General features: G+C 69.7%; 21 protein-coding genes. 13 read left to right on the top strand and 8 right to left on the bottom strand.

What is annotated here, in order from left to right:
- The first annotated feature begins 27 nt into the window (after positions 1-27).
- The 3 genes from ABIA35_RS33845 to ABIA35_RS33835 all read left to right on the top strand — a co-directional run bounded on the left by ABIA35_RS33845 (position 28) and on the right by ABIA35_RS33835 (position 2,761).
- Positions 28-576 (top strand): MarR family winged helix-turn-helix transcriptional regulator, encoded by a 549-nt coding sequence (locus ABIA35_RS33845; RefSeq protein ID WP_370336365.1) that lies wholly within the window; start codon positions 28-30, stop codon positions 574-576.
- Between the two features lie 93 nt (positions 577-669).
- Complete coding sequence (locus tag ABIA35_RS33840) at positions 670-1,083, top strand: DUF6542 domain-containing protein (RefSeq protein ID WP_370336367.1); 414 nt, start codon at positions 670-672, stop codon at positions 1,081-1,083.
- Positions 1,076-2,761 (top strand): LCP family protein, encoded by a 1,686-nt coding sequence (locus ABIA35_RS33835; protein ID WP_370336369.1) that lies wholly within the window; start codon positions 1,076-1,078, stop codon positions 2,759-2,761. The genes ABIA35_RS33840 and ABIA35_RS33835 overlap by 8 nt, the downstream gene beginning before the upstream one ends.
- Positions 2,762-2,767: 6 nt before the next feature.
- Here the strand turns inward: ABIA35_RS33835 and ABIA35_RS33830 are convergent, their stop codons facing one another.
- Positions 2,768-3,421: a class I SAM-dependent methyltransferase gene (locus ABIA35_RS33830; RefSeq protein WP_370336371.1), complete on the bottom strand. Its 654-nt coding sequence runs from the start codon at positions 3,419-3,421 to the stop codon at positions 2,768-2,770.
- Positions 3,422-3,529: 108 nt separating this feature from the next.
- Between ABIA35_RS33830 and ABIA35_RS33825 the strand changes: the two genes are divergently transcribed.
- The gene (locus ABIA35_RS33825; RefSeq protein ID WP_370336373.1) at positions 3,530-4,102 is read left to right on the top strand and encodes an XRE family transcriptional regulator; all 573 of its coding nucleotides are present in this window, start codon (positions 3,530-3,532) and stop codon (positions 4,100-4,102) included.
- A gap of 143 nt (positions 4,103-4,245) precedes the next feature.
- On the opposite strand, the gene ABIA35_RS33820 is transcribed toward ABIA35_RS33825, so the two are convergent.
- On the bottom strand, positions 4,246-4,551 hold the full coding sequence (locus ABIA35_RS33820) for a hypothetical protein (protein WP_370336375.1): 306 nt from the start codon (positions 4,549-4,551) through the stop codon (positions 4,246-4,248).
- On the opposite strand from ABIA35_RS33820, the gene ABIA35_RS33815 reads away from it, so the two are divergent.
- Entirely contained in the window at positions 4,550-4,861 is a 312-nt protein-coding gene (locus tag ABIA35_RS33815; RefSeq protein ID WP_370336376.1) for a serine hydrolase, read from the top strand. The genes ABIA35_RS33820 and ABIA35_RS33815 overlap by 2 nt on opposite strands.
- Before the next feature lie 204 nt (positions 4,862-5,065).
- Here the strand turns inward: ABIA35_RS33815 and ABIA35_RS33810 are convergent, their stop codons facing one another.
- Positions 5,066-5,776, bottom strand: coding sequence for a helix-turn-helix domain-containing protein (locus ABIA35_RS33810; protein ID WP_370336378.1), 711 nt, complete (start codon positions 5,774-5,776; stop codon positions 5,066-5,068).
- Between the two features lie 228 nt (positions 5,777-6,004).
- Here ABIA35_RS33810 and ABIA35_RS33805 point away from each other — a divergent pair, with 228 nt between their 5' ends.
- Complete coding sequence (locus tag ABIA35_RS33805; RefSeq protein ID WP_370336380.1) at positions 6,005-7,498, top strand: MFS transporter; 1,494 nt, start codon at positions 6,005-6,007, stop codon at positions 7,496-7,498.
- A gap of 33 nt (positions 7,499-7,531) precedes the next feature.
- Here the strand turns inward: ABIA35_RS33805 and ABIA35_RS33800 are convergent, their stop codons facing one another.
- Positions 7,532-8,110: a TetR/AcrR family transcriptional regulator gene (locus ABIA35_RS33800; RefSeq protein WP_370360669.1), complete on the bottom strand. Its 579-nt coding sequence runs from the start codon at positions 8,108-8,110 to the stop codon at positions 7,532-7,534.
- A gap of 89 nt (positions 8,111-8,199) precedes the next feature.
- Here ABIA35_RS33800 and ABIA35_RS33795 point away from each other — a divergent pair, with 89 nt between their 5' ends.
- Together ABIA35_RS33795 and ABIA35_RS33790 are read left to right on the top strand one after the other, a co-directional pair.
- The gene (locus ABIA35_RS33795; RefSeq protein WP_370336384.1) at positions 8,200-8,646 is read left to right on the top strand and encodes an anthrone oxygenase family protein; all 447 of its coding nucleotides are present in this window, start codon (positions 8,200-8,202) and stop codon (positions 8,644-8,646) included.
- An 82-nt stretch (positions 8,647-8,728) separates the two neighbouring features.
- Positions 8,729-9,121, top strand: a complete 393-nt coding sequence (locus ABIA35_RS33790; protein WP_370360668.1) for a VOC family protein — start codon at positions 8,729-8,731, stop codon at positions 9,119-9,121.
- A gap of 115 nt (positions 9,122-9,236) precedes the next feature.
- Here the strand turns inward: ABIA35_RS33790 and ABIA35_RS33785 are convergent, their stop codons facing one another.
- A complete protein-coding gene (locus tag ABIA35_RS33785) occupies positions 9,237-10,490 on the bottom strand; it encodes a plasmid pRiA4b ORF-3 family protein (RefSeq protein WP_370360667.1) in 1,254 nt (417 codons plus the stop codon).
- A gap of 124 nt (positions 10,491-10,614) precedes the next feature.
- Here ABIA35_RS33785 and ABIA35_RS33780 point away from each other — a divergent pair, with 124 nt between their 5' ends.
- Entirely contained in the window at positions 10,615-11,343 is a 729-nt protein-coding gene (locus tag ABIA35_RS33780) for a hypothetical protein (protein ID WP_370336388.1), read from the top strand.
- Positions 11,344-11,558: 215 nt separating this feature from the next.
- Positions 11,559-12,116, top strand: coding sequence for a hypothetical protein (locus ABIA35_RS33775; protein WP_370360666.1), 558 nt, complete (start codon positions 11,559-11,561; stop codon positions 12,114-12,116).
- A gap of 194 nt (positions 12,117-12,310) precedes the next feature.
- Here ABIA35_RS33775 and ABIA35_RS33770 read toward each other — a convergent pair whose 3' ends face one another.
- Positions 12,311-13,828, bottom strand: a complete 1,518-nt coding sequence (locus tag ABIA35_RS33770; protein ID WP_370360665.1) for an ATP-binding protein — start codon at positions 13,826-13,828, stop codon at positions 12,311-12,313.
- A gap of 426 nt (positions 13,829-14,254) precedes the next feature.
- Between ABIA35_RS33770 and ABIA35_RS33765 the strand changes: the two genes are divergently transcribed.
- From ABIA35_RS33765 to ABIA35_RS33755, 3 genes are all read left to right on the top strand, one after another.
- Complete coding sequence (locus ABIA35_RS33765; protein WP_370360664.1) at positions 14,255-15,622, top strand: DUF2786 domain-containing protein; 1,368 nt, start codon at positions 14,255-14,257, stop codon at positions 15,620-15,622.
- Between the two features lie 149 nt (positions 15,623-15,771).
- Complete coding sequence (locus ABIA35_RS33760; protein WP_370360663.1) at positions 15,772-17,199, top strand: hypothetical protein; 1,428 nt, start codon at positions 15,772-15,774, stop codon at positions 17,197-17,199.
- Positions 17,200-18,018: 819 nt separating this feature from the next.
- Positions 18,019-18,312, top strand: coding sequence for a hypothetical protein (locus ABIA35_RS33755; protein WP_370336397.1), 294 nt, complete (start codon positions 18,019-18,021; stop codon positions 18,310-18,312).
- Between the two features lie 163 nt (positions 18,313-18,475).
- Here the strand turns inward: ABIA35_RS33755 and ABIA35_RS33750 are convergent, their stop codons facing one another.
- Both ABIA35_RS33750 and ABIA35_RS33745 read right to left on the bottom strand, forming a co-directional pair.
- A complete protein-coding gene (locus ABIA35_RS33750) occupies positions 18,476-18,940 on the bottom strand; it encodes an acyl-CoA thioesterase (RefSeq protein WP_370360662.1) in 465 nt (154 codons plus the stop codon).
- Positions 18,941-18,993: 53 nt separating this feature from the next.
- On the bottom strand, positions 18,994-20,340 hold the full coding sequence (locus ABIA35_RS33745; protein ID WP_370360661.1) for an FAD-binding oxidoreductase: 1,347 nt from the start codon (positions 20,338-20,340) through the stop codon (positions 18,994-18,996).
- Positions 20,341-20,363: the final 23 nt, after the last annotated feature.

Here is a 20,363-nt window from a genome sequence, read left to right as displayed (position 1 = left end):
TCCGAGAAGAGGTCTAGGCTGTCAAGCGTGACCAGCACCCCGGACCGTGCCGAGCAGCTGATGGCCGCCTGGCGCGCCGAACTGCCGGAGGTCCTGGGCCCCACCACCGAACTCACCAAGCGCGTCCTGATCCTGGCCGGCCGCCTGGACGCCGCGACCCGCGCCGAACTCCCGGCCCTGGGGTTGACCGTCGCGGCCTACGACATCCTGCTCGCCCTCCGCCGCGCCGGCGCCCCCTACCGCCTGCGCTCCAACGAGCTCACCCAGGACCTCCTGCTCAGCACCGGCGGCACCAGCAACGTCATCAACCGCCTGGCCGCCGACGGCCTCGTCCACCGGGAGCAGGATCCCGCCGACGGCCGCAGCACCCTGATCCGCCTCACGCCGGAGGGCGTCGCGCTCGCCGAGCGCGCGGTCCGCGCCACCAGCGCGGCCCACGAGGCGGTGTTCGCCGGGCTTCCGCCCGAGGTCGTCGAGGCCGCGACGGCGGCCCTGCGCGCGATCCCGGCCCCGCCGCCGCCCGGCGCGGCCCAGCCGGCGGCCGCTCGCGTGCGCCGGCACAGCACGCGGGCCTAGACGTGTCACAGATTCGTTCCACACGGAACCACCCCGAACATTCATGCGTCCCCCTGGAGTGAGTGGGCTCGGACAGATCGGGGTGGAGACAAAATGGCGGGGCTCGACGAGCGGTGGAGGGCAGGGCTGACAGCCCTGGTGGCGGTGGGCATACCGGTCGCGGCAGGCGTCGCGGCGGGGATGCGCGGCGACGGGGACGGCCACATCTTCCAGGCCGGCGCGGTTCTCGGCGCGTGTGTCGCGACCGTGATGGCGACCCGTCGCGGGCTGTGGTGGCTGGTGCCGGCGCAGCCGATGATCGTGGTCCCCTCAGCTGTCCTGGGGATGCTGCTGGCCGAACCGGCCGGCACCAGCCGGACGAAGATGGGCACTGACACCGTGAGCGCGCTGCACCATGCCTTCGTCATCACGCTCGTGGCGCTGGGAGCCGTGCTGGTCGTGGCCGGTCTCAAGGCCGTGGCCGGCCGGGGCGGCGAGCCCAAGCCGGCGGGGGCGCAGCGTGGCTGAGACGAGGAAGGCCAAGGGCACCCCGACCAGACGCACCTCTCCAGCGATCATCGCCGCGCGCGGCGTCTTCGCGCTGACCGGGGCGGCCGTCCTGACCGGGTCGGGGGTGGCCTGGTACGGCGTGCACAAGCTGGACACCGGCGTGCAGGCGGTGGACACCAGCCACGTGCACCTGGCCGACGGGGCCCCGGTCCCCAAGCACACCGGCCTGGACAAGTCCGTCAATGTCCTGCTGATCGGCCTCGACTCGCGCTACGCGATGAACGGCGACCCGCTGCCGGACAGCGTCGTGCACGACGAACTGCACGCCGGCTCCGCCTCCGACCTGCTCGGCGGGGAGAACGCCAACAGCGAGATCATCCTGCACATCCCGGCCGGCAACGGGACCCCGACGGCCGTGTCGATCCCCCGGGACGACTGGGTCGACGCCCAGGACGGCGCCGGCGACTCGATGGGCACGATGAAGGTGAAGGAGGCGTACGGCAACGCCTACGCCTTCGCGACCGACAAGGCCGCGGCCTCCGGAACCCACGACACCCACGCGCTGGCGAAGATCGGCCACGCGGCCGGCGTCAAGGCCCAGATAGCCACGCTGGAGAACCTGCTCGACATCCCCATCGACCACTTCGCCGAGGTGAATCTGATGGGGTTCTACGACGTCGCCGGCGACGTCGGCCCGGTCCAGGTCTGTCTGAACAAGGCCCGGAAGGAGGAGAACTCCGGGGCGGACTTCCCCGCCGGCGTGTTCACCCTCCAGACCCAGACCCAGGCGCTGGCCTTCGTCCGCGAGCGCGAGGACCTGCCCAACGGCGACCTGGACCGCACGCACCGGCAGCAGGCCTACATCACCGCGGTGCTGAAGAAGCTCAAGGACGACGGCCTGCTCAGCGACGTGTCCAAGATGGACAGCCTGATCAGCACCGCCGAGAAGGACGTCATCATCGACAGCGGCTGGGACCTGCTGGACTTCGCCGGCAGCGCCTCCAGCCTGTCCGACGGCGGCACCTCGTTCCGCACCGCGCCGATCGTCACCGACTCGCAGTGGAAGTGGATCGGCAAGAACCACGAGGTCGGCAACCAGATCGACATCCCCACGGTGCGGTCCTTCGTGAAGAACGCCTTCGCCGGGAGCGACGCCACCACACCGGCTCCGCCGACGCCGTCCGGATCGACGCCGGCCCCGGCACCGACCTCCAGCGCGACCAGCTCCGCGCCGGCGCACGTCACCGGCAGCGCCAAGGTGGTCAACGCCTCCGGCGCGAACGGCGTCGCCGCCAAGGAGGCCTCGGCCCTGACCGCCCTCGGCCTGACCGCCACCGTCGACGGCACCATCCGGCCCTACCACCAGCACACGACGGTGCTCTACGGGACCGGCGCCTCGGCCGCCGCCCAGGCCGTGGCCGCGCAGCTCGGCGGCGTGACCCCGACGGCCGACGGTTCGCTGCAGGCCGGCACGGTCGAGGTCGTCATCGGCACCGACAAGGGCGACGCGATCGCCGCCGGGACGCTGGCGACGGCTCCGAGCTCGACCGGCCCGACCGGCCCGACCGGCTCGACGGCGAGCAGCCCGGCGACGACGAGCTCGGCGACGACCAGTGACTCCGGCAATGGCGAGAACGGCGGAACGATAGCCGGGAACGGCGCTGATTCGGTGAATGGAATTCCTTGCATAAACTGACCCGCCTTAGTCCGTCATTGCGATCCGGCGCACCACAATGACGTTCTCCGTGACCGCCGCCTTCTGCTTCTGCGGCCCGGTGGCCATTCGCTGAGGCGCGTCGCACCGTTCGACGCGCCATCCCGCGCCGAGTTCCAGCGAGGCCAGCACCTCCTCGGGGCCGGGGAAGCGCACGTCCTGCCCCGCCTGCCAGGACCAGGGCGCGACCGAGGCGTGCTCCACCACGACCAGCAGCCCGCCCGGCGCCACGGCCCGGGCGGCGCGGCGCAGCACCTCGGTACGCGGGATGTCGATCGGCGTGTGGAAGTAGGTCGCGCAGACCAGGTCGAACTCGCCGGCCGGAAAGGTCTCGGCCAGGTCGTGGCGGACCGGGTGGACCCGCTGGGCGACGCTGACCGCCCACGCGCCCTCGGCGACCCGGTCCAGGGCGGTCTGCGAGACGTCGACGGCGGTGACGTCCCAGCCCAGGCCGGCCAGCCAGATCGCGTCGCCGCCGTGGCCGCATCCCAGGTCCAGCGCGCTGCCCGGGGTCGGCGCGAAGGCCGTGACCAGGTCCTTCAGCACGACGTTCGGCTTGGTGCCCCAGCTGGGGTCGAAGCGGGAGTAGTGCTTCTCCCAGAAGGTCGCGGAAGTGGTGTCGGTATCGAAGTCGCTGTTCACCGCAGGTCCTTTTCACAGTTTCGGCGCAGTCTCGGCATGGCACCACCGACCTTGCGCCGCGAGCTGCCGAACTTGCAATCCTTCATGCCGGTTCAGCAACCTGGGCCCATGCCGACCTCGAAGCAGCACGTCCTGGACGCCGTCGGACCCCGCCTGCGGGAGCTGCGGCGCCGCCGCGGGCTGACCCTGGCCGAGCTGGCCGAGCGCACCGGGATCAACGAGAGCACGCTGTCCCGGCTGGAGGGCGGCAGCCGCAAGCCGACGCTGGAGCTCCTGCTCCCCCTCGCCGAGGTCTACGCCGTCCCGCTCGACGAACTGGTCGGTGCGCCGCGCACCGGCGACCCGCGCATCCACCCGCGCCCGGTGACCCGGCACGGCATGACCCACATCCCGCTCAGCCACCCCGGCGGCGTCCAGGCCCACAAGCTCCTCATCCCGCCCCGGCCCGGCGTCGAGCCCGACCCGAAGACCCACGAGGGCTTCGAATGGCTCTACGTCATCAGCGGCCGGCTGCGCCTCCTGCTCGGCGACCAGGACCTGGTGCTCAAGCCGGGCGAGGCCGCCGAGTTCGACACCCGCGTCCCGCACTGGCTCGGCGCCGACGGAGACCAGACCGTCGAGCTCCTGATCCTGTTCGGGAAGCAGGGCGAGCGCGCGCATCTCAAGGTACGTACGGCCTGATCACCGCGCCGCCAGCCGTTTGCACCTACTGCAATGTCATGAACTCGCGGTACGGCCATATTCGCACTTCATCGGCAATCTCCGTCATACAGAATGCGTATAGCAATGAGCACCTCAATGCCGCGACTCCTTCACCGCCCTGGTCACATAGGCTCGTCAAAGCCCTCGTCGCGATTGTCACCGGCACCCTCGGCGCCGCCCTGTGCGCCGCCGGGACCGCTCAGGCCACTGATTCCTCCTCGAAGTCCGGCGGTCCGGACGTCAGCGGCCTGAAGCAGGCGCTGAGCAAGGTCGTCGCGGCCGGCGCGCCGGGCGTCTTCACCCGGATCGAGGACTCCGTGAACGGGCACGTCACCAAGACCGACGTCTCCGTAGGCACCGGCAACCTGGCCACCGACTCGCCGGTGGACCCGCAGGGCCGGCATCACCAAGAACTTCACCGCGGTCATGGTGCTCAAGATGGTCGCCGCCGGCCGCGCGGACCTGGACTCCCCGGCCACCGGCTACCTGCCGGCCGGGCTGCTGCCGGCCGGCTCGGCGATCACGGTGCGCGACCTGCTCGACCATCGCAGCGGCCTGTACGACTACACCAACGACCTGCTGCACCAGCAGATCACCGGGCCGCTCCACCTGAGCCAGACCAGCTACGTGGTGCCCCGCACCGGCATCGCGGCCCCGCACGCGGTCGGCTACCTCACCCAGGACGACCCGGCCAAGGGCCTGTCCGACGCCACCGACCAGAGCGGCGCCGCCAGGTGACGATCTCGGCGAACGCCTCGAACAACAACAATGTCTTCACCAGCCTGCGGGCCGCGCTGACCCCGGTGTTCTGCGGGGCCGCCACGGCGCCGAAGAGCTAGGAGGCCGACAGGGGCCTGGCGCTTGGAGGCCCGGCGCCAGGCCCTGCGCTCTCCCCCGAGCTACCGGGGACGGATCTTCTCGGGGTTGGCAACCAGCCGCCGCCTATCTGCTCGCCGCGCGGATGTGGGCCCGCTCGCCCTGCCGTCCGATGAGGCTCAGGTACTCGACGGACCCGGCCGACGTGGCGCCGAACCAGTGCGGGGTCCGCGTGTCGAACTCCGCGACCTCGCCCGCCTTGAGCAGCAGATCGTGTTCGCCGAGCACCAGGCGGAGCGTCCCGTTCAGCACGTAGACCCAATCGAAGCCCTCGTGGGCGCGCAGGTCGGGGGCCTCGTCGTCGCGGCCGGCCGGCCGGACGAACTTGTAGGCCTGGATCCCGCCGGGCCTGCGGGTCAGCGGCAGGACGATCGAGCCGTCGCCGCAGGCAATGGGGCGCAGGTGCAGGCGGGGGTCGCCGGTCGGCGGCGCGTCGACGAGCTCGTCGAGGGTGACGCCGTGCGCGCGGGCCAGCGGGAGCAGCTGCTCCAGCGTGGGGCGGCGCAGGCCCGCTTCCAGCCGGGACAGGGTGCTGGCCGAGATGCCGGTCTTCTTCGCCAGGTCGGTGAGGGTGATGTCGCTGCGCTGGCGGAGCCGCTTCAGCCGCGGTCCGACGGCGTCCAGGGTGCGGTCGATCTCCTCGTGCCCTTCGAGAGCTTCTGAGTCTTCTGCGGCCTCAAGGGCTTCTGGGGCTTCTGGGGCTTCTGGGGCTTCGAGGACTTCCGGGGCTTCGAGATCTTCTTGCGCTTCGCGGTTCTGTTCGCGGACTTGCTCCATGCGGCCATTTTGCCATTTGGCAAGGAGGTTTGCGTTTCCGCCGCGCGGTTCGCACGCTGGCGGCGTACCGCTCGCGAAAGGGAACCCATGCCGACCCCGAAATCACCGGCCCAGTCACCGGACCCCCAGCCACCAAACCCCCAGTCACCGCCCCCGCCGGCTCTCGACACAGCCGTCCAAGACCCCCGGCAGCGCCGCACCATCCTGGCCGCCGTCTGCATCGCGCTCATGGCAGTCATCGCCTCGGTCTCCGGGCTGAGCGTCGCGCAGCCGGAGCTGTCCGCCTCCTTCGGCGCCTCGCAGTCCGAGGTCCTGTGGATCATCAACGTCTACACCCTCACCCTGGCCGCCCTGCTGCTGCCTCTCGGCGCGCTGGGCGACCGCCTGGGCCGCAAGCCGATGCTGCTGGCCGGCTTGCTGGTCTTCGGCGTGGCCAGCGCCGCAGCCGGTCTGGCCGGCTCGCCGGAGGTCATGCTCGGCGCCCGCTTCCTGAGCGGGGTCGGCGCGGCGATGATCATGCCGGTCACGCTCGCCGTCATCACCTCGACCTTCCCGGAGGAGGAGCGCGCCAAGGCGATCGGCGTGTGGACCGGCGTCGCCGGCGGCGGGGGCATCCTCGGGATGTTCCTGTCCGCGGCCCTGGTCGACCTGGCCAGCTGGCGGTGGCTGTTCGTCCTGCCGGTCGCGCTGGTCGTCGCGGCCGGCGCGATGACGCTGCGGGCGGTCCCGAACTCCCGCCGGAGCGCGGCCCATCCCTTCGACACGGTCGGCGCGCTGACCTCGCTGGTCGCCGTGGTCGGGCTCGTGTACTTCCTGCACCAGGGCCCGGACAGCGGGTGGACCGCGCCCGCGACGCTCGGGAGCGCGCTGGTCGGGGTCGTCGGCGGGGCCGCGTTCGTGCTCTGGGAACTGCGGAGCGCGGCTCCCCTGCTCGACGTCCGCCTGTTCCGCCGGCGCGGACTGGCCGGCGGCTCGATGTCGCTGCTGGCCACCTTCGGGGTGCAGGCGGGCATCTTCGTGGTCCTCTTCCCCTTCTTCCAGGCCGTCCTGGGCTGGTCGGGCCTGCGCTCCACGCTGGCGATGATGCCGATGGCGCTGCTGATGATGGCCGCCTCGGGCCTGGCACCCCGGCTGGCTGCGCGGATCGGCGGCCGCGCGACCATGGCCGCCGGCCTCCTGGTGAGCGGCGCGGGCCTGGTCCTGATGGCCGCCCTGGTCTCGGTCAGCGGCGGCTACCTCGCCATCCTGCCCGGCATGCTCGCGATGGGCCTGGGCATGGGCCTGACGATGACCCCCGCGACCGAGGCCATCACCAGCTCCCTGCCGCGCGAGAGCCAGGGCGTCGGCTCCGCGCTCAACGACGTCACCCGCGAATTCGGGACCGCACTCGGCGTGGCCCTGCTCGGCGCGCTGGTCACCGCCGGGTACCAGAGCGCCGTCGGCCCCCACCTCCACGCGCTCCCGGCGCACATCGCGGACACCGCGCGCCAGGGCATCGCCAACGCCCTCGCCGCCGCGCCCGAAGCCGGCTCCCAGGCGCACGCGCTGACCCTCGCAGCCCGCGACTCCTTCGTGAGCGGCTGGCAGAACGCGATGTGGGCCGGCGCGGTCGTGATGGGGATCGCGTTCCTGGCCATCGCGGTACCGGGCTCGCGGCGGCGGTCCGAGTCGGCGGGTGCTGACACACCGGTGGACGGTGAACTCGTCGCCGGGCCGCGGTGAGGCACGCCCGGTCCCGACGTCTTCAACCCCGTATCAGAGCACGGCGAGCCGATCCACCACCAACTCCACCCTGCGCTCGACGTCCTCCGGCAGCAGCCGGCCGGCCCGGGTCAGGGTCACCAGGCCGTGCAGGGCCGCCCAGAACACCTCGGTGAACAGTCCCGGTTCGATGCCTTTCCCCGCTGCCTCGCCAAGGGTTTCCAGCAGGGCGGCGAAGGCGTCCTTGAGAGGCGCCGGGGTCTCCTCGCTCGCGTAGGTCAGGCCGCCGTCGAGCTGGAACAGGGCGTCGTAGACCGCCGGGTTGCGCTCGGCGAAGTCGAGATAGGCGTAGGCCAGCGCGGTCACCCGGGCTCGCGGTCCGTCCACCGCCGATGTCGCGGCGCGTATCGCCACCGCCATCTCGGTGGCGCCCTCAAGGGCGACGGCGCCGATGATCTCGCGCTTGCCGCGGAAGTGGCTGTAGAGGACGGGCTGGCTGTACTCGATGCGCTCGGCGAGCTGGCGGGTGGTGACCGCGTCCCAGCCCTGTTGTTCAGCGAGTTCGCGGGCTGTCGCGACGATGAGGCGTTCGCGCTGCGAGCGCTCGCGCTGCTTGCGTTCCTGGACCGACATGCCTCGATTCTAGCACCGCTAGACAATCGAGCGGCAGTAGTACTAGCGTTGCCTCAACAGCTAGCAACGCTAGATCCGGGGAGGATCCCATGTTCAACGCACTCGAGGTGTTCACCACGGTGGTCGTCGGCGTGATGGTGGGGGTGGAGTTCGCCGTCGCCGTCATCTTCAAGCGGATCCTCGACGCCCTGCCGGGCGACGCCGGCCAGCTCGGTCATGCCCACGGCGGCCGGATGCTCGGCGCCGTGATGCCGTTCTGGTACATCGGCTCGGTCGTGCTGGTCGGGATCTGGGCCGCGGGCCACTGGCACCACCACGGCACCGGCCTGGTCGTCACCGCCGGCGTGCTGCTGATCGTCAGCGTGATCATGTCGGTCCTGCTGCTGGTCCCGATCAACAACCGGAACAAGACCTGGACGCCCGAGAACCGCCCCGCGGACTGGCAGCGGCAGCTGGACCGCTGGAACCGCCTGCACTACGTCCGCGTCGCCGACATCATCGCCGCCTTCGCGCTGCTGGTCGCCGCCCTCGTCTGAGTCCGACAGCCCTGGCTCGCACCGCCAAGACCCGCACGGCCGTAACCCGCACAGCCCATTCCCAAAAGAAGGAGAGTCACCGATGACCATCCAGCTGAACCACACCATCGTCCCCGCCCGCGCCCCGCAGGTCTCCGCACACTTCCTGGCCGGGATCCTCGGCCTGGACGTCAGCCCCCGAGTGGCGCACTTCACCCCGGTCACGCTCGCCAACGAGGTGAGCCTGGACTACGACCAGATGGAGGACTTCGAGCCGCACCACTACGCCTTCATGGTGAACGGCCAGGAGTTCGACGACGCCCTCGCGCGCATCCAGGGCGGCAGGGTCACGCACTACGGGGATCCCGCGTGTACACAGGTCGGAGAGATCTATCGGAGCAAGCACGCCGAGGGCCGCAGGGGCACCTATTTCCGCGACCCCGACGGGCATCTCATGGAGATCCTGACCCGGGGACGGCCCAAAGGGCTGATATGACGTCCACGCAGGTCAGGACCAGGCCGAACTTGTAGGGCGCATGGGACAGGAAAACGCGTTCGGCCTCATCACTATTCTGCCGCCCTGATTAACCTGGTCGTGACCAGACCAGGCATCAGCCGCGCCCACGCGTGCCGCGTGTGATCCAGTCCGCGGCGACCCGGCGGTTGGCCGCGTCCACATCGAAGGCCGCCGGATCGAACTGTGCGGCGTGCTCGATCCCGAGCCAGTCCAGCATCTCCTGGTGATCTGCGGCGCCCGGGTCCGCCAGGGTCTCACGCAGGTCGCGGTAGCCCCAGACGCCGCCGCAGTCCTCCGGCGGGCAGGCCGCAGCCCCGTCAACACAACGCGGGTAGACGACGCCGGGCTCGGCAGTCACCACAACCTCTACAAGAATCTCGTGCTCCCAGCCGTCGCCGAAGTCGTATTCGTAGCCGATAACCGCTCCCGCCCCAGCGATGTCGGCCAGGCCCACAGCGTCCTCAGCGACGATGTCCTCGTCGAAGTCCGGATCCCGCCGGCCATAACGCGCTTCGCCCACGGTGAACAGGTGCAGATGCGAGTCGGTCCAGCCCAGCGCGGCCTGAAGAACGCCGTGCAGCCGATCCAGCCGGATCGACGCGGGCACCAGCACCCGCCGCCACACCTGCGGATCGGTATCATCGAGGCTCACGCGCAGTTGGAACAGTTCCTCGCCGGGTTCGGCACCACCGCGCCCGGCCATGACGGCGCCCAGCACCGCCCCAGACAACCGGACACGTCCTTCGTCGCCCTCAACCGCTCCCAGAGCACGCCACAGCGCCACGATGTGCGCCGTGTCACGAGCAGTGATCTCGCGCAGCCGCGCCAGCCGCTCCCGGTCCAGATGATCCAGGACGAACCGCGGGGCGAGATCCGCCCACACAGCGCTCTGCAACGCTTCGAGCAGTACCCAGTCCCCGGAACCGAGCAGGAACCTCAGCTCCGTACACGTCTCCCGGAAAGCCAACAGCACCAGCGATGTGATCCACCCGGAAGGCACGACCGCATCCACCGAAATCTTGACGAACGCCTCAAACAACGCCGCGCGCAACCGCTCCGACTCGGACAGCAGCTTCGCGTTCTTCTTCACCGGCACCAGCTTGCCGCCCACGGCACGGACGAGCCCGGCGGCCTTGGCCCACTCGACCAACAAGTTCAGCCTCGGCAACTCCTGGCTGGACTTGGTGCGGAACACCCGATCACCGATCACCGGATCGATCCGGTCGGCAGTGCCCAGCAACGGCACGAGCACACGAGCGTCACCCAAGGTGAGCCGCCCGGTCTGGGTCAGCTTGCGCCCGGCGCCGATCCACTCCACGAGCGCCTGGACCTGCTCCAGCAGAGCCAAACCGGTCTCATCCGGCCCCGCGGCATCTCTCATTCCGCTCACTTCGCCATCGTCGCACGTGCACCTACAGCCGAACCTTCTGTTTCCGCACACGGCATCCGCGCCGCACCGATAGCTTTGAAGCGTGAACGAGGACGTCATCCAGCAAACCCATGCCCTGCGCGCAGACGGACTGGCTCCGAAGGCCATCGCCCGGGCGCTGGGAATCAGCGTCTCCGACGTCACCGCCGCGCTGAACGCCGGCACGCCGGCCAACGGTATGGACGAGCCGAGGTGCTGGATCAACACGGGCTGGAGCCACCGCGTCGACCTGACCGGCGCACCCCACTGGGCCGCCCACGACCGGCCGACCAGCGAGGACGAGGAGGCCGGCGGGCTGGCCGCGATCCTGGTCGCACGCGACGTCAGACATGCCAACAAGGCCCTGGTCGCCGGGTTCCTGCTGGACGTGTGGTGCCTGGGTGTGAAGAACGCTCTGCCGCCGGACCCCATGACCCCGGCCCACCTCGCCGAACAACGCCACGCCTACTTCAGCGCCCACCAGGCCCACCACCAGATCCCCGCCGCCCTGGCCCGCGACCTCGTCTTCGGCGCCGAAGCCTACGCCCGCGCCCTCGGCTTCGAGCCCAACGGGGACTTCGGCGAAGCCGCCGCCGTCCTCGGTGAACCGGAACATCCCTCCCCGATCCGATTCGGCCGTGACGGGAAACCGTTCTACGTCAACGGTCCCTACGACGACACCGCGTCCGTCCTGGCAACGCTGCGCCGCACTATTGGTGAGGGCAATTTCGACTTCGCCGTCATCGGACCCTCAAGCCAGCCCCGCCGACGCTTCGGCCGTGCCCGCGGATGACAGCGGCACCACGCTGGCACCACGCAGAGCGACCTCCTGAAGCAGCACCCTACATTTTCAGTTAACCGCCAAAGCTTGGGCGTGCATTAGCTGCGATCTTGGAATCCGCTCCGGCTCGACCACCCGCGCCAACCGCTGACAGATCAGCCCATGACCATGAAATCCCGCCATCACCAGCGGTTTCCTAGAACGCCTGCACCCCTTTCATACGGGCGTTGATTGATGCGGCACGCCGGTCGGAGGACGTCGACGAGGTACGGGCCGTGTTGGCTGAAGCGGTGCAACGGCGATTCTGCACGCCGGCCCAGATCCTTGAGGAGGTCGCCAACGGGCCCATGCGTCGCTCGCGGCTGGCGCACCAGGTGGCGTTGGAGATCGGCGATGGCGTCCGTTCGCCGGCCGAGGCATGGATGCGCGATGCGCTCATCCGGTTCCGCGTGCCTGCACCCCGATGGAACGCGGTCCTGCGCGACTCCGCGACCGCAAGAATAGTCGCGGTTCCCGATGCGCTGTGGGTTGGCAGCTGCCTCGTCGCGGAGGTCGACTCGAGGGACTACCATCTGAGCCCGGAAGACTGGCGTCGGACCCAACAACGGCACGCGATGCTCACGGCACTCGGATTCGTGGTTCTTCACTTCGCACCGACCCGAATCAAGGAGGATCCCGAGGCGGTCTGTGTCCAAGTCACGGCCGCTCTCGCAGCCAACGCGGGTCGCCCCTGGCCGCGGGGAATCACGGTCACCCGAGCTGATGCCTTCTCGAACGGGACGTAGTCCTGCCAACGATCCACAGGCCGCCTGGGACCACACAACAAAGCAGCCGCCATGCCACCGCCTCGGACCGGCCGACCTCCCGGCCAGGGAGTGGATCGGGACCGGGGCCACCGCCTGACAGCCCTCAGTGCCAGCGTCTACAACAGGCGTCGTTCCGGCCCGGCTCAGGCCGTCGAACTGTGCCGCCCCATGCCTCAACCCGCTTGCCCGTAGAGCGTTGCGAGGCCGACCAGCAGGATCCCGCCTGACGACTGTTGAGCGGCGGCCAGGGCTTCATCGGTGAATCCCGAGGTGCTGAACAGCCCGAGTCTCGCCGTCGACGCGTCGTGACCGGAGGCGGTGAGCAGGCTTCGAACGTGCTCCAAACGTTCCAGTTGGGCTGTTCCCGGTCGGCGATCGCGGGACTTGGCTTCACCGATGAAGGCGATCGGCGCCCCCGTAGTGCGTGGTCTGGCTCCCCGGGCCAGGGACAGGATGTCGATCTCGTGTCCGGTCTTGTGCTCGCGGCATGGGACGACGGTCTGCCCGGTGACACCGACGTCGAGTCCGGCGTCGTCGGCGGCGTGCCGTCTCACCCATTCTGCGGCGAGGGTCTCGAAGTGCGGTCCCAGGATCTTCGACTCCACGGTGTGCGCGGATTCAGCCCAGACCCGACGGGCCCGGCCGGCTTCCAAGTCGGCCTGGTAGGGCTCGGTGACCAGGTGGTGCAGGCGGATGACCGGGTCGTTGACAGCGATGACCGGTCGCCGTTCCAACAGCAGGTCCTGGGCCCGGTCCAGGAACCCGGCCGATTCCAGCATGGCGAGTTGGTGGGTCAGCGAGGTCGCGGGCCGTTCGAGCAGGCCGCCGATCTTCGTCGGCGAGCTCTCGCCTGCCGCTACGACCGCGAGGATGGAGCTGTACAAAGCGGCGTCGCGGATGCGCGGGTCTTCGTGGACGACCCGGTTGGCCTCGTCGAACAGTGGAGCCGACGGCCGCAGGACGTTACGGGCGATCCACTCGGCGACAGCGTCAGGTGTTTCCCCGACGTGCGGATCGGGGGCGAGTTCGCGGTAGCCGGGCGTGCCTCCGATCAGGGCGTTGTGCAGGAACGCGGTCTGCAGATCCTCGATCTGCCAGAAGGCGCGCGCCTCGCGGTGGCCGAACGGCTTCACCTTCAGCTCCAGGGCACCGCGTCCGCGCAGCGCCTTGGTCCCGGACAGCAGGCCGGACATGACCGAGATCGCCGAGCCGCACAGGATCAGCCGCAAAGGCGTGGGCTGCCCGAGCCCGCCGGGGCCGAGCCGGTCGTAAAGCCCTTGGATGATCGAGGGCAGGCCCTGGGTTTCGCTGGCGAGATACGGGAACTCGTCCAGGACGAGCAGCGGCGGGACGCCGTCGCGCACACTTCGGCGCGTCATAAACTCCGTGGTGCTGTCCAGTGCGTGCTCCCAGTTCCGGAAGCCCAGCGCTCCGGCTGGCAACTGCTGCCATTCAGCGACGGAGTCGGCGAACCGCCGCAGCGACACCGCCTCGGCCTGCTCGGTCGCCAAATGGTAGAGGCCCCCGCAGGCTTCGGCCAGCCGCCGCAGCAGGTATGACTTGCCCTGACGGCGGCGGCCGTAGACCACAGCGATCCGCAACCCGGGTAGCGATGAAGCGGCGAAGTCCGCAAGATCGGCCCACTCCGCGTCCCGACCGAAGACGTCCTGCGGTTTGGCAAGTGCGGACACCACTCCGGCTCCTTAGCTCGACTACACTTACACTAAGTATACTCAGGCTAACCTGACAAAGCCCGCCGGCTCGCCGACAGAATCGGCCAGCCTTGAGTTCGGGGGCGTGATCCCCGCCGCAATAGTCACAGCCACGTGCACCGTGCGTGACCCGGTCAGCGGTGATCCGGCGGACACGATGGCCCAGGCGGCGCAGCTCGCCCTGCATGTCGACGCGACGGCTCGGGCGGGGCGGACGGACGGCCCACAGCGCTGTTCCGCACTGAATCGTTACCAGCGTCGGCGCGGCACCACCGGCGTCGCCGAGCTCCGGACGCGCCGCCATGGTGATCCGCGCTCAGTGGCCGGACCTTGCAGACCGTGATCAGGTCACGGAACCGCTCTGAACCGTCCGTCCGGCTCACCTCCCGATGGGAGGATGTATCAGTGGGCAACCAAAACCGGCAACGAAGATCGGCCAAGAAGCAGAAGGCGGACCGGCGCCGCGAGCAGGCGCGGTTTGGTGACTTCGACCTGTTCGGCAAGGCCCAGAATCTCGCTGTCGAAGCCCTGGAACACCTTGCATGCCCCGATACAGAAGCATGTGGCGGTCGAGGCGCTCGTGCTCTCGGCGTGCTGGTTGATGAGACCCGTGGCGTCGGATGGTGCCGCGCGGTGGACACCGTTCTGTTCGGTCTCCACATGGATGTGTTGGGGAAGAAGTGCTGGCCGGACGGCTGGCAGCCGGCCGATCTGGCGCGCGTCGCGGACCGTGAGCTTGGCGCCGCGGCCCGCCGCGGTGTGACCGACATGATGGCGGCCGAGCTGCGTCGCTACGCCCCGACCAGCATCGACGACGCCTGGCACGACCAGCTCGCCGAGCTGCAGGCCGCGGTCTGGTGGTCGACGGACGCCGAATACGTCCGGGAATCTGCCGCGGCTCGCCGGACGACCCGGTCGGCGACGGTCGAGCTGCTGGTGCGGATGTTACGGCTGCTGGACGCGCTACCCGCGGTGGAAGTGCTCACCCCGTTACCAGGGGCCGCGCACGGCACCGGTGGCGCTTCGGCGGGGTCGGGCAGCGCGGTCGATGAGAAGCTGCTCGCACGGGTCCGCGCGTTGCTGGCCAAGGCCGAGGGCACCAACTACGAGGCCGAAGCCGAGACGTTCACCGCCGCCGCCCAGGCCATGATGGCGCGCCACAACATCGACGAGGCGATGCTGCGCAGCCGCCAGAGCGCCGGCCGTTCGGGCAGGTTCGCCGGTGACGGGCCCGGGGGTATCCGGCTCGGCGTGGACAACCCCTACGCCGAGCCCAAGGCGATCCTTCTGCAGCAGGTGGCTGAAGCGAACCGGTGCCGTACGGTCTGGAGCAGGGACCTGGGTTTCAGCACCGTCATCGGGTTCCGTTCCGACACCGCGTGGGTGTCGCTGCTGTACACATCGCTGCTCCTGCAGGCGAGCACGGCGATGGCCCGGGCTGGCACGAAGACCTCGAAGTCCGGCGTCTCGCGCACCCGCGCGTTCCGCGCGTCGTTCCTGGAGTCCTTCGCCGTCCGCATCGGCGAACGGCTGCGCGACACCACCGCACATGCACAGGAGGATGCCGTCACTGCCAACGGGCCCGACTTGCTCCCCGTACTCGCCTCACAGGAGCGGGCCGTGGAAGACGAGGTCAGCCGCATCTTCCCCGACATCAGCCGAAGCGTACGCTCGGGACGCCGATGGGACCTCGAAGGCTGGCATGCCGGACGGGCCGCCGCCGATCTCGCCGATTTGGCCCGCGGCAACGCCATCGGCGACGGAGCCGCGTAGAGCCGAGCCACACGGGGCCGCGCAGTGCCGGTCGGCAACAGCGCGGGCTGGCCGGACCCGTCGGCACCGCAGGTCGGACTCCGGTGCCCTACGGCCCAGGTCCCCCAATCCGCCCGCAGGTCGCCGCGGCGCTCTCTACGATTGAACCCGTGCCAGCGTCCAAGCCACGTAAGAAGAAGCCCGCCCGCACCGCGTCCAGATCGGGGAACCCCGCGACCCGGCGCGCCGAGCGGGAGTCAGCCGAGGAGCGCCGGGTGTCGCGCGCAGCGTGGCAGCACTCGGACAGCCCGTTCGGCGAGTACCGACGCCAGCTCGACCGGCAACGGATGAAGAACGCGTCGTACGACGCCGAACCGATCGTCGCCGACCTGTTGAGTCTCGACGGGACGGTGGACCAGGTCGAGGACGCCCTGTGCCGCATGCTGGGCGAAACGCTCGCAGAGCAGGACCAGGTGAGCGATGCGGCACTGGCGCGTTCACAGGAGGTACTCGGCGCGTACAGTCCGGACCAGTTGCTCCAGGCCGTGACCGACATCGCGGTCCGGGAAGCCCGCCGGGCCGTCGCGGTCGACGGCGACCCGCAGACGCGGGATGCGGCCTGGCAGATGCAGCTGGCGATTTGCCGCATCACGCCGTATCCGGCCGCCGAGCTCACCATCGCGGCCGGCGACCAGCTGCGCGCCATGGCCACACCACGCCCGGACGGAGACACAACCGCCACACCACAAGGCCCAGCCCTGTGGTGCCGCGACGCCTACGGGACCCGGTTCGCCATCACGGCGCCGTTCGCCACCGACGCCAACACGCCCACGGCAGGCAGCCCCGCGCGCTGGTACCTGTGGGACATCGACGCCTGCGGCTCCGATGCCTACACCGTCGGCGCCGGCTACTTCCCCGACGCCGACGCTGCCCTGGCCGCCTGGCGCGCCGCCGCCGGGACACGTGCCACCGCCGGAGCAGTCCTCGAACCGGTCACCGACCCCTACGTGGCCGCGCGTTTGCTGCCGGGGCTGCCTGCGTTCTTCCACCCGGGCGGGGAGAACCAGGAGCAGTACGCGGAGTTTCACCGCTGTCGCCGCCTTGCCCAGGCGCTGCGGAGCTCGAAGTACTTCGACGGAAGCGCGACCGGTTCCGGTCCCGCAAGCCCTCCGGCGCCGGAGGACCGCGAGTGGTTCGACCAGCAGGATTGGGATGGCAAGGACCAGTGGATCGGCGAGTTCGCCGCTTGGCGCGCGATGCACCGGCCCGGAGCACGCGCCATCCCGGAGGACTTCCCGATCGTCGAAGGCGCCGATCCCCTCACCGAGAACGAGCTGTACCGTGAGTTGCTCTCGAGCTGGTTCACCGGCGAGTTTCCAGAATTCGCCTACTGCTGTTCCCCACACCGGATCGCGCTGCTCCACGACCACCTGACGGATTTCTACGACGACGACTTCGCGCAAGTCATCACCGGCCTTGTCCCGGACCTCGTCGCCTGGCTCTCCGAGCAGGCCACCCTCCCCGCCGACCTGGTACCGCAACCTGCTGCCGACACCGCCCGCGACCACCTCAATCCCCTGGACCGGGTTCAGGAATAGCGACCACCCGCCGGAGCCGCCAGTGCATCGCAGTCCAACTCGTCTGCTACCGGTGTTGTCACGGTGACAGCCGCCGAGATGACCGCGATGCCGGGTACCGGATCGTCCACGAAATCTGTCCGCATATTAGCCGAGATCTTGGTACCAGGCCCTGACACGCCCGCCCATCGACAAGAAGCCGGATCGTCACCTCGACCAAGGAAAACAGCGATCTACCTGCGGAGCAGCTGTTACGCAGCATACCGGAACCCGGTATGGACCATGTAAACCAAGGCCACCGTAAGGCCCTATAGGCCTTGCGTGGGGTAGGAAATTGTGTTCGAGTATTCACGCCCTGACACGCGGTGGAGCGCCCGAATCGGGCGCTCCACCGCTGATTCGGACGGGCATCAGCCGCGACCACCGAGACTCGTTGTTCCCTCTTGATCCGGGGAGGAGCCGGATCGTGGCCGTGCCTCGACGGCGTATCCGAAGTTGTCGTCGTCCGCCAGACTGCGCACGCAGGCGTTGTCGAGTCTGGTGACCGTCCTGAACTTGGCCGATGAGGGCCGGATCAAGTGCGGCGAGTAGACCAAGCGTCCGAGCGCGGCCAGCGTGGCCGATTCCACCGTGTGCGCGGATTCGGCCCAGACCCGCAGGGCCCGGCCGGCTTCCAGGTCGGCGTGATAGGGCTCGGTGACCAGGTGGTAAGCGGCGGGGCTGATTCGGTTCGGGGTCGGGTGCGGATTCCCGTCACCCGAATGGTGCGGTCGTCGAGCGGGTGGACCGGCGGCACGCTCAACTGGCCCTGTCCACATCACTCCCGCAGAGGAGACACGCATGGCAGTCGTCGCGGTTTTCGAACTCCCGGGGATGACCCAGGACATGTACCAACAGATCACGAACAAGCTGAGCGACGGCAGGGGCGCGAAAACTCCTTCGGACTGGCCTGTGGCCGGCCTCCTCTCACACACCACCGCCACCACCCCTGACGGGTTGCTCATCGTTGACGTCTGGGAGTCCGAAGAGTCCCTCCAACAGTTCGGACAGATCGTCGCCCCGCTACACCAGGAGTTCGGGGCCCCGACGCCAAAGCCGAAGATCTACCCCGTGTTCAATCTGGTGACCGCCTGAGCAGATCTTCCCGGCCGGCGGACCGGCCGGACCCCGGCCGGGCGATGGGCGGTTGTTACCGTCTGGAACGGTAGCCGAAGCCCCGGCCCGCCAACCTGACGCTGGCCGACACCACGCTGGCGCAGGCGGCCTGGCCGTGCCGTGTCGATCAGGCCGCCGGTGTTCAGAGCGCCGGGGTCGGCACTTCGATCAGCCGGGCGGTCTCCCGGGCTCGGTCGGACCACGGCGTGGGGCGGAATGTGAGGCTGTCGAGGCGGACGACAGTGCGTGTGCCGTGCGCATGCGTGATATCCCCGTCGGCTGAGCACACCCGGAAGCCCGCTGTGGCCGAGGCGTTGCCCATGTGTTCCATCCACAGATGCACGGCGCGCTTTTCGAATCCGGTCACTGGAAGGTCGTAGGTGATGGAGAAGGCCTTGACAACGTGGAAACCGTCCCCTTCGAAGCCGGACTCGCCGCCGAAGCCCTGGCCGCGCCAGAACTCCCCCCATGCTCGCTCGACCCACACCTGGTACCGGCTGTTGTGCAGCATGCTCATCGGATCCAGTTCGTCGAAGTGGACTTCCACCGGTATCAGGACACCGACGTCGGAGGTCGGCATGACGTCGGTTGGAGCGGAAGGGTTCATCGTTCTCTCCTGGTAAGGCGTATACGTGGTGAGTTGGTGGCGGCGGATGAGGGTCAGGCGAGCGTGTGACCGGCCCCGAACATGCCGGCGGGGTCCAAGCGGCGCTTCACGGCCAGGAGTCGGGCCCTGTCCTGCTCGCTCCACAGGCCTGCCACCCGGTCGGGCGTGGCGGGGCCGATGAAGTTGAACGGGTCCGAGGCGGCACGCCACGGGGCGACGGCTGCGACGATGCCGTCGATGAGGCCGGGAACGACCGGGGCCGTCTCGGCGGTCATGAGACCGACGGTCGACAGGGCGTAGGCGGCATCCCGACCGGACACCGCGTTGGGGATCGCCGGCGGGCGGGCCATCGCGCCGCCTTGCAGCCGGACCTCGACCAGGGGGACGGGGATGTCCCAGCCCGGCCCGGCGACCTCGAGCAGCGCGTCGATCGCGGCGGCCGACAGCCCGGTCAGGCCGGCGCCGCCGTCCCAGAACGGCATCGGGTCGGTGGGGTCCTGATGGATCGAGTCGACCGCGGCGTAGGGGATGTCCCGGACGGTGTCGACGAGCGGTGCGGCCACCGTGCGCAGCGGCTCCAACAGCGCGGCGCCCGGCTCGGCTCCGTCAAGGTGTGCGTAGCGGAGCTGGACGACGAACTGGCCGCGCAGCGGCTCGGGAAGCTCGGGCAGCGGCGGCAGCCGCAGCATCGCCACCGACGTGGTCGACACCTGTTCGGGCAGGTCGGCCGACCATTCGGCGAAGGCGTGCAGGACATCGCGGGCAGCGGCGCCCGGGTAGAAAACCGACCCGCCGTAGAGCCTGGCCACGGGCATCAGCCCGATCTCGAGTTCGGTGACGATGCCGAAGTTGCCCTTGCCGCCGCGCAACGCCCAGAACAGCTCGGGATCACTGTCGGCGTCGACGTCGTGGACGGTGCCCTCGGCGTCGACCAGGCGGGCGCGCCGGACGTGGTCGGCGGCGAACCCGTATGCGCGCGACAAGGGGCCGCTTCCGCCGCCCAGGGTGTATCCGACAGCGCCGACAGCGCAGGACGAGCCATTCATCGGCGCCAGACCGTGCGGAGCGGCAGCCTCCAAGACCTGCGACCACCTGGTGCCCGCCTGGACCGTGGCCGTGCGCGCGTCAGAATCGATCCGTACATCAGCCATCCGCTCGGTGGTGATCAGCACACCGTCCTCGACGGGGGCATTGAGCCCGTGCCCGGTGGCCATCACCGCCACCCGCTTTCCGTGCCGCGCGGCCCACAGCACCGCGGCGGTGACGTCCGCGGTGTGCGCGGCCGAGACCAGAGCAGCCGGGCGCAGCGGAAAGGCCGGGTTGAAGGGCTCGAAGTCCGGCTCGGTGAGCAGTCGGCCTTCCAGCACGGCCGACAGCTCGTCACTTCCCAAAGTGGTCATCACAGGGTCTTCCAGTCGATGCC

Origin of the sequence: Catenulispora sp. MAP12-49 (assembly GCF_041262705.1) — a bacterium.
GTDB lineage: Bacteria > Actinomycetota > Actinomycetes > Streptomycetales > Catenulisporaceae > Catenulispora.
Note: the sequence above shows the minus strand (reverse complement) of the source record. Positions and strands in the feature narration are given on the sequence as shown.

What these genes read in the sequence shown, in the direction of transcription:
- ABIA35_RS33825 (WP_370336373.1), top strand. Translation starts at nt 3,530, where the DNA reads ATGCCGACCTCGAAGCAGCACGTCCTGGACGCCGTCGGACCCCGCCTG.
- ABIA35_RS33750 (WP_370360662.1), bottom strand. Translation starts at nt 18,940, where the DNA reads ATGAACCCTTCCGCTCCAACCGACGTCATGCCGACCTCCGACGTCGGT.
- ABIA35_RS33800 (WP_370360669.1), bottom strand. Translation starts at nt 8,110, where the DNA reads ATGTCGGTCCAGGAACGCAAGCAGCGCGAGCGCTCGCAGCGCGAACGC.
- ABIA35_RS33805 (WP_370336380.1), top strand. Translation starts at nt 6,005, where the DNA reads ATGGCAGTCATCGCCTCGGTCTCCGGGCTGAGCGTCGCGCAGCCGGAG.
- ABIA35_RS33745 (WP_370360661.1), bottom strand. Translation starts at nt 20,340, where the DNA reads ATGACCACTTTGGGAAGTGACGAGCTGTCGGCCGTGCTGGAAGGCCGA.
- ABIA35_RS33820 (WP_370336375.1), bottom strand. Translation starts at nt 4,551, where the DNA reads ATGACCGCGGTGAAGTTCTTGGTGATGCCGGCCCTGCGGGTCCACCGG.
- ABIA35_RS33815 (WP_370336376.1), top strand. Translation starts at nt 4,550, where the DNA reads ATGGTGCTCAAGATGGTCGCCGCCGGCCGCGCGGACCTGGACTCCCCG.
- ABIA35_RS33755 (WP_370336397.1), top strand. Translation starts at nt 18,019, where the DNA reads ATGGCAGTCGTCGCGGTTTTCGAACTCCCGGGGATGACCCAGGACATG.
- ABIA35_RS33810 (WP_370336378.1), bottom strand. Translation starts at nt 5,776, where the DNA reads ATGGAGCAAGTCCGCGAACAGAACCGCGAAGCGCAAGAAGATCTCGAA.
- ABIA35_RS33790 (WP_370360668.1), top strand. Translation starts at nt 8,729, where the DNA reads ATGACCATCCAGCTGAACCACACCATCGTCCCCGCCCGCGCCCCGCAG.
- ABIA35_RS33795 (WP_370336384.1), top strand. Translation starts at nt 8,200, where the DNA reads ATGTTCAACGCACTCGAGGTGTTCACCACGGTGGTCGTCGGCGTGATG.
- ABIA35_RS33840 (WP_370336367.1), top strand. Translation starts at nt 670, where the DNA reads ATGGCGGGGCTCGACGAGCGGTGGAGGGCAGGGCTGACAGCCCTGGTG.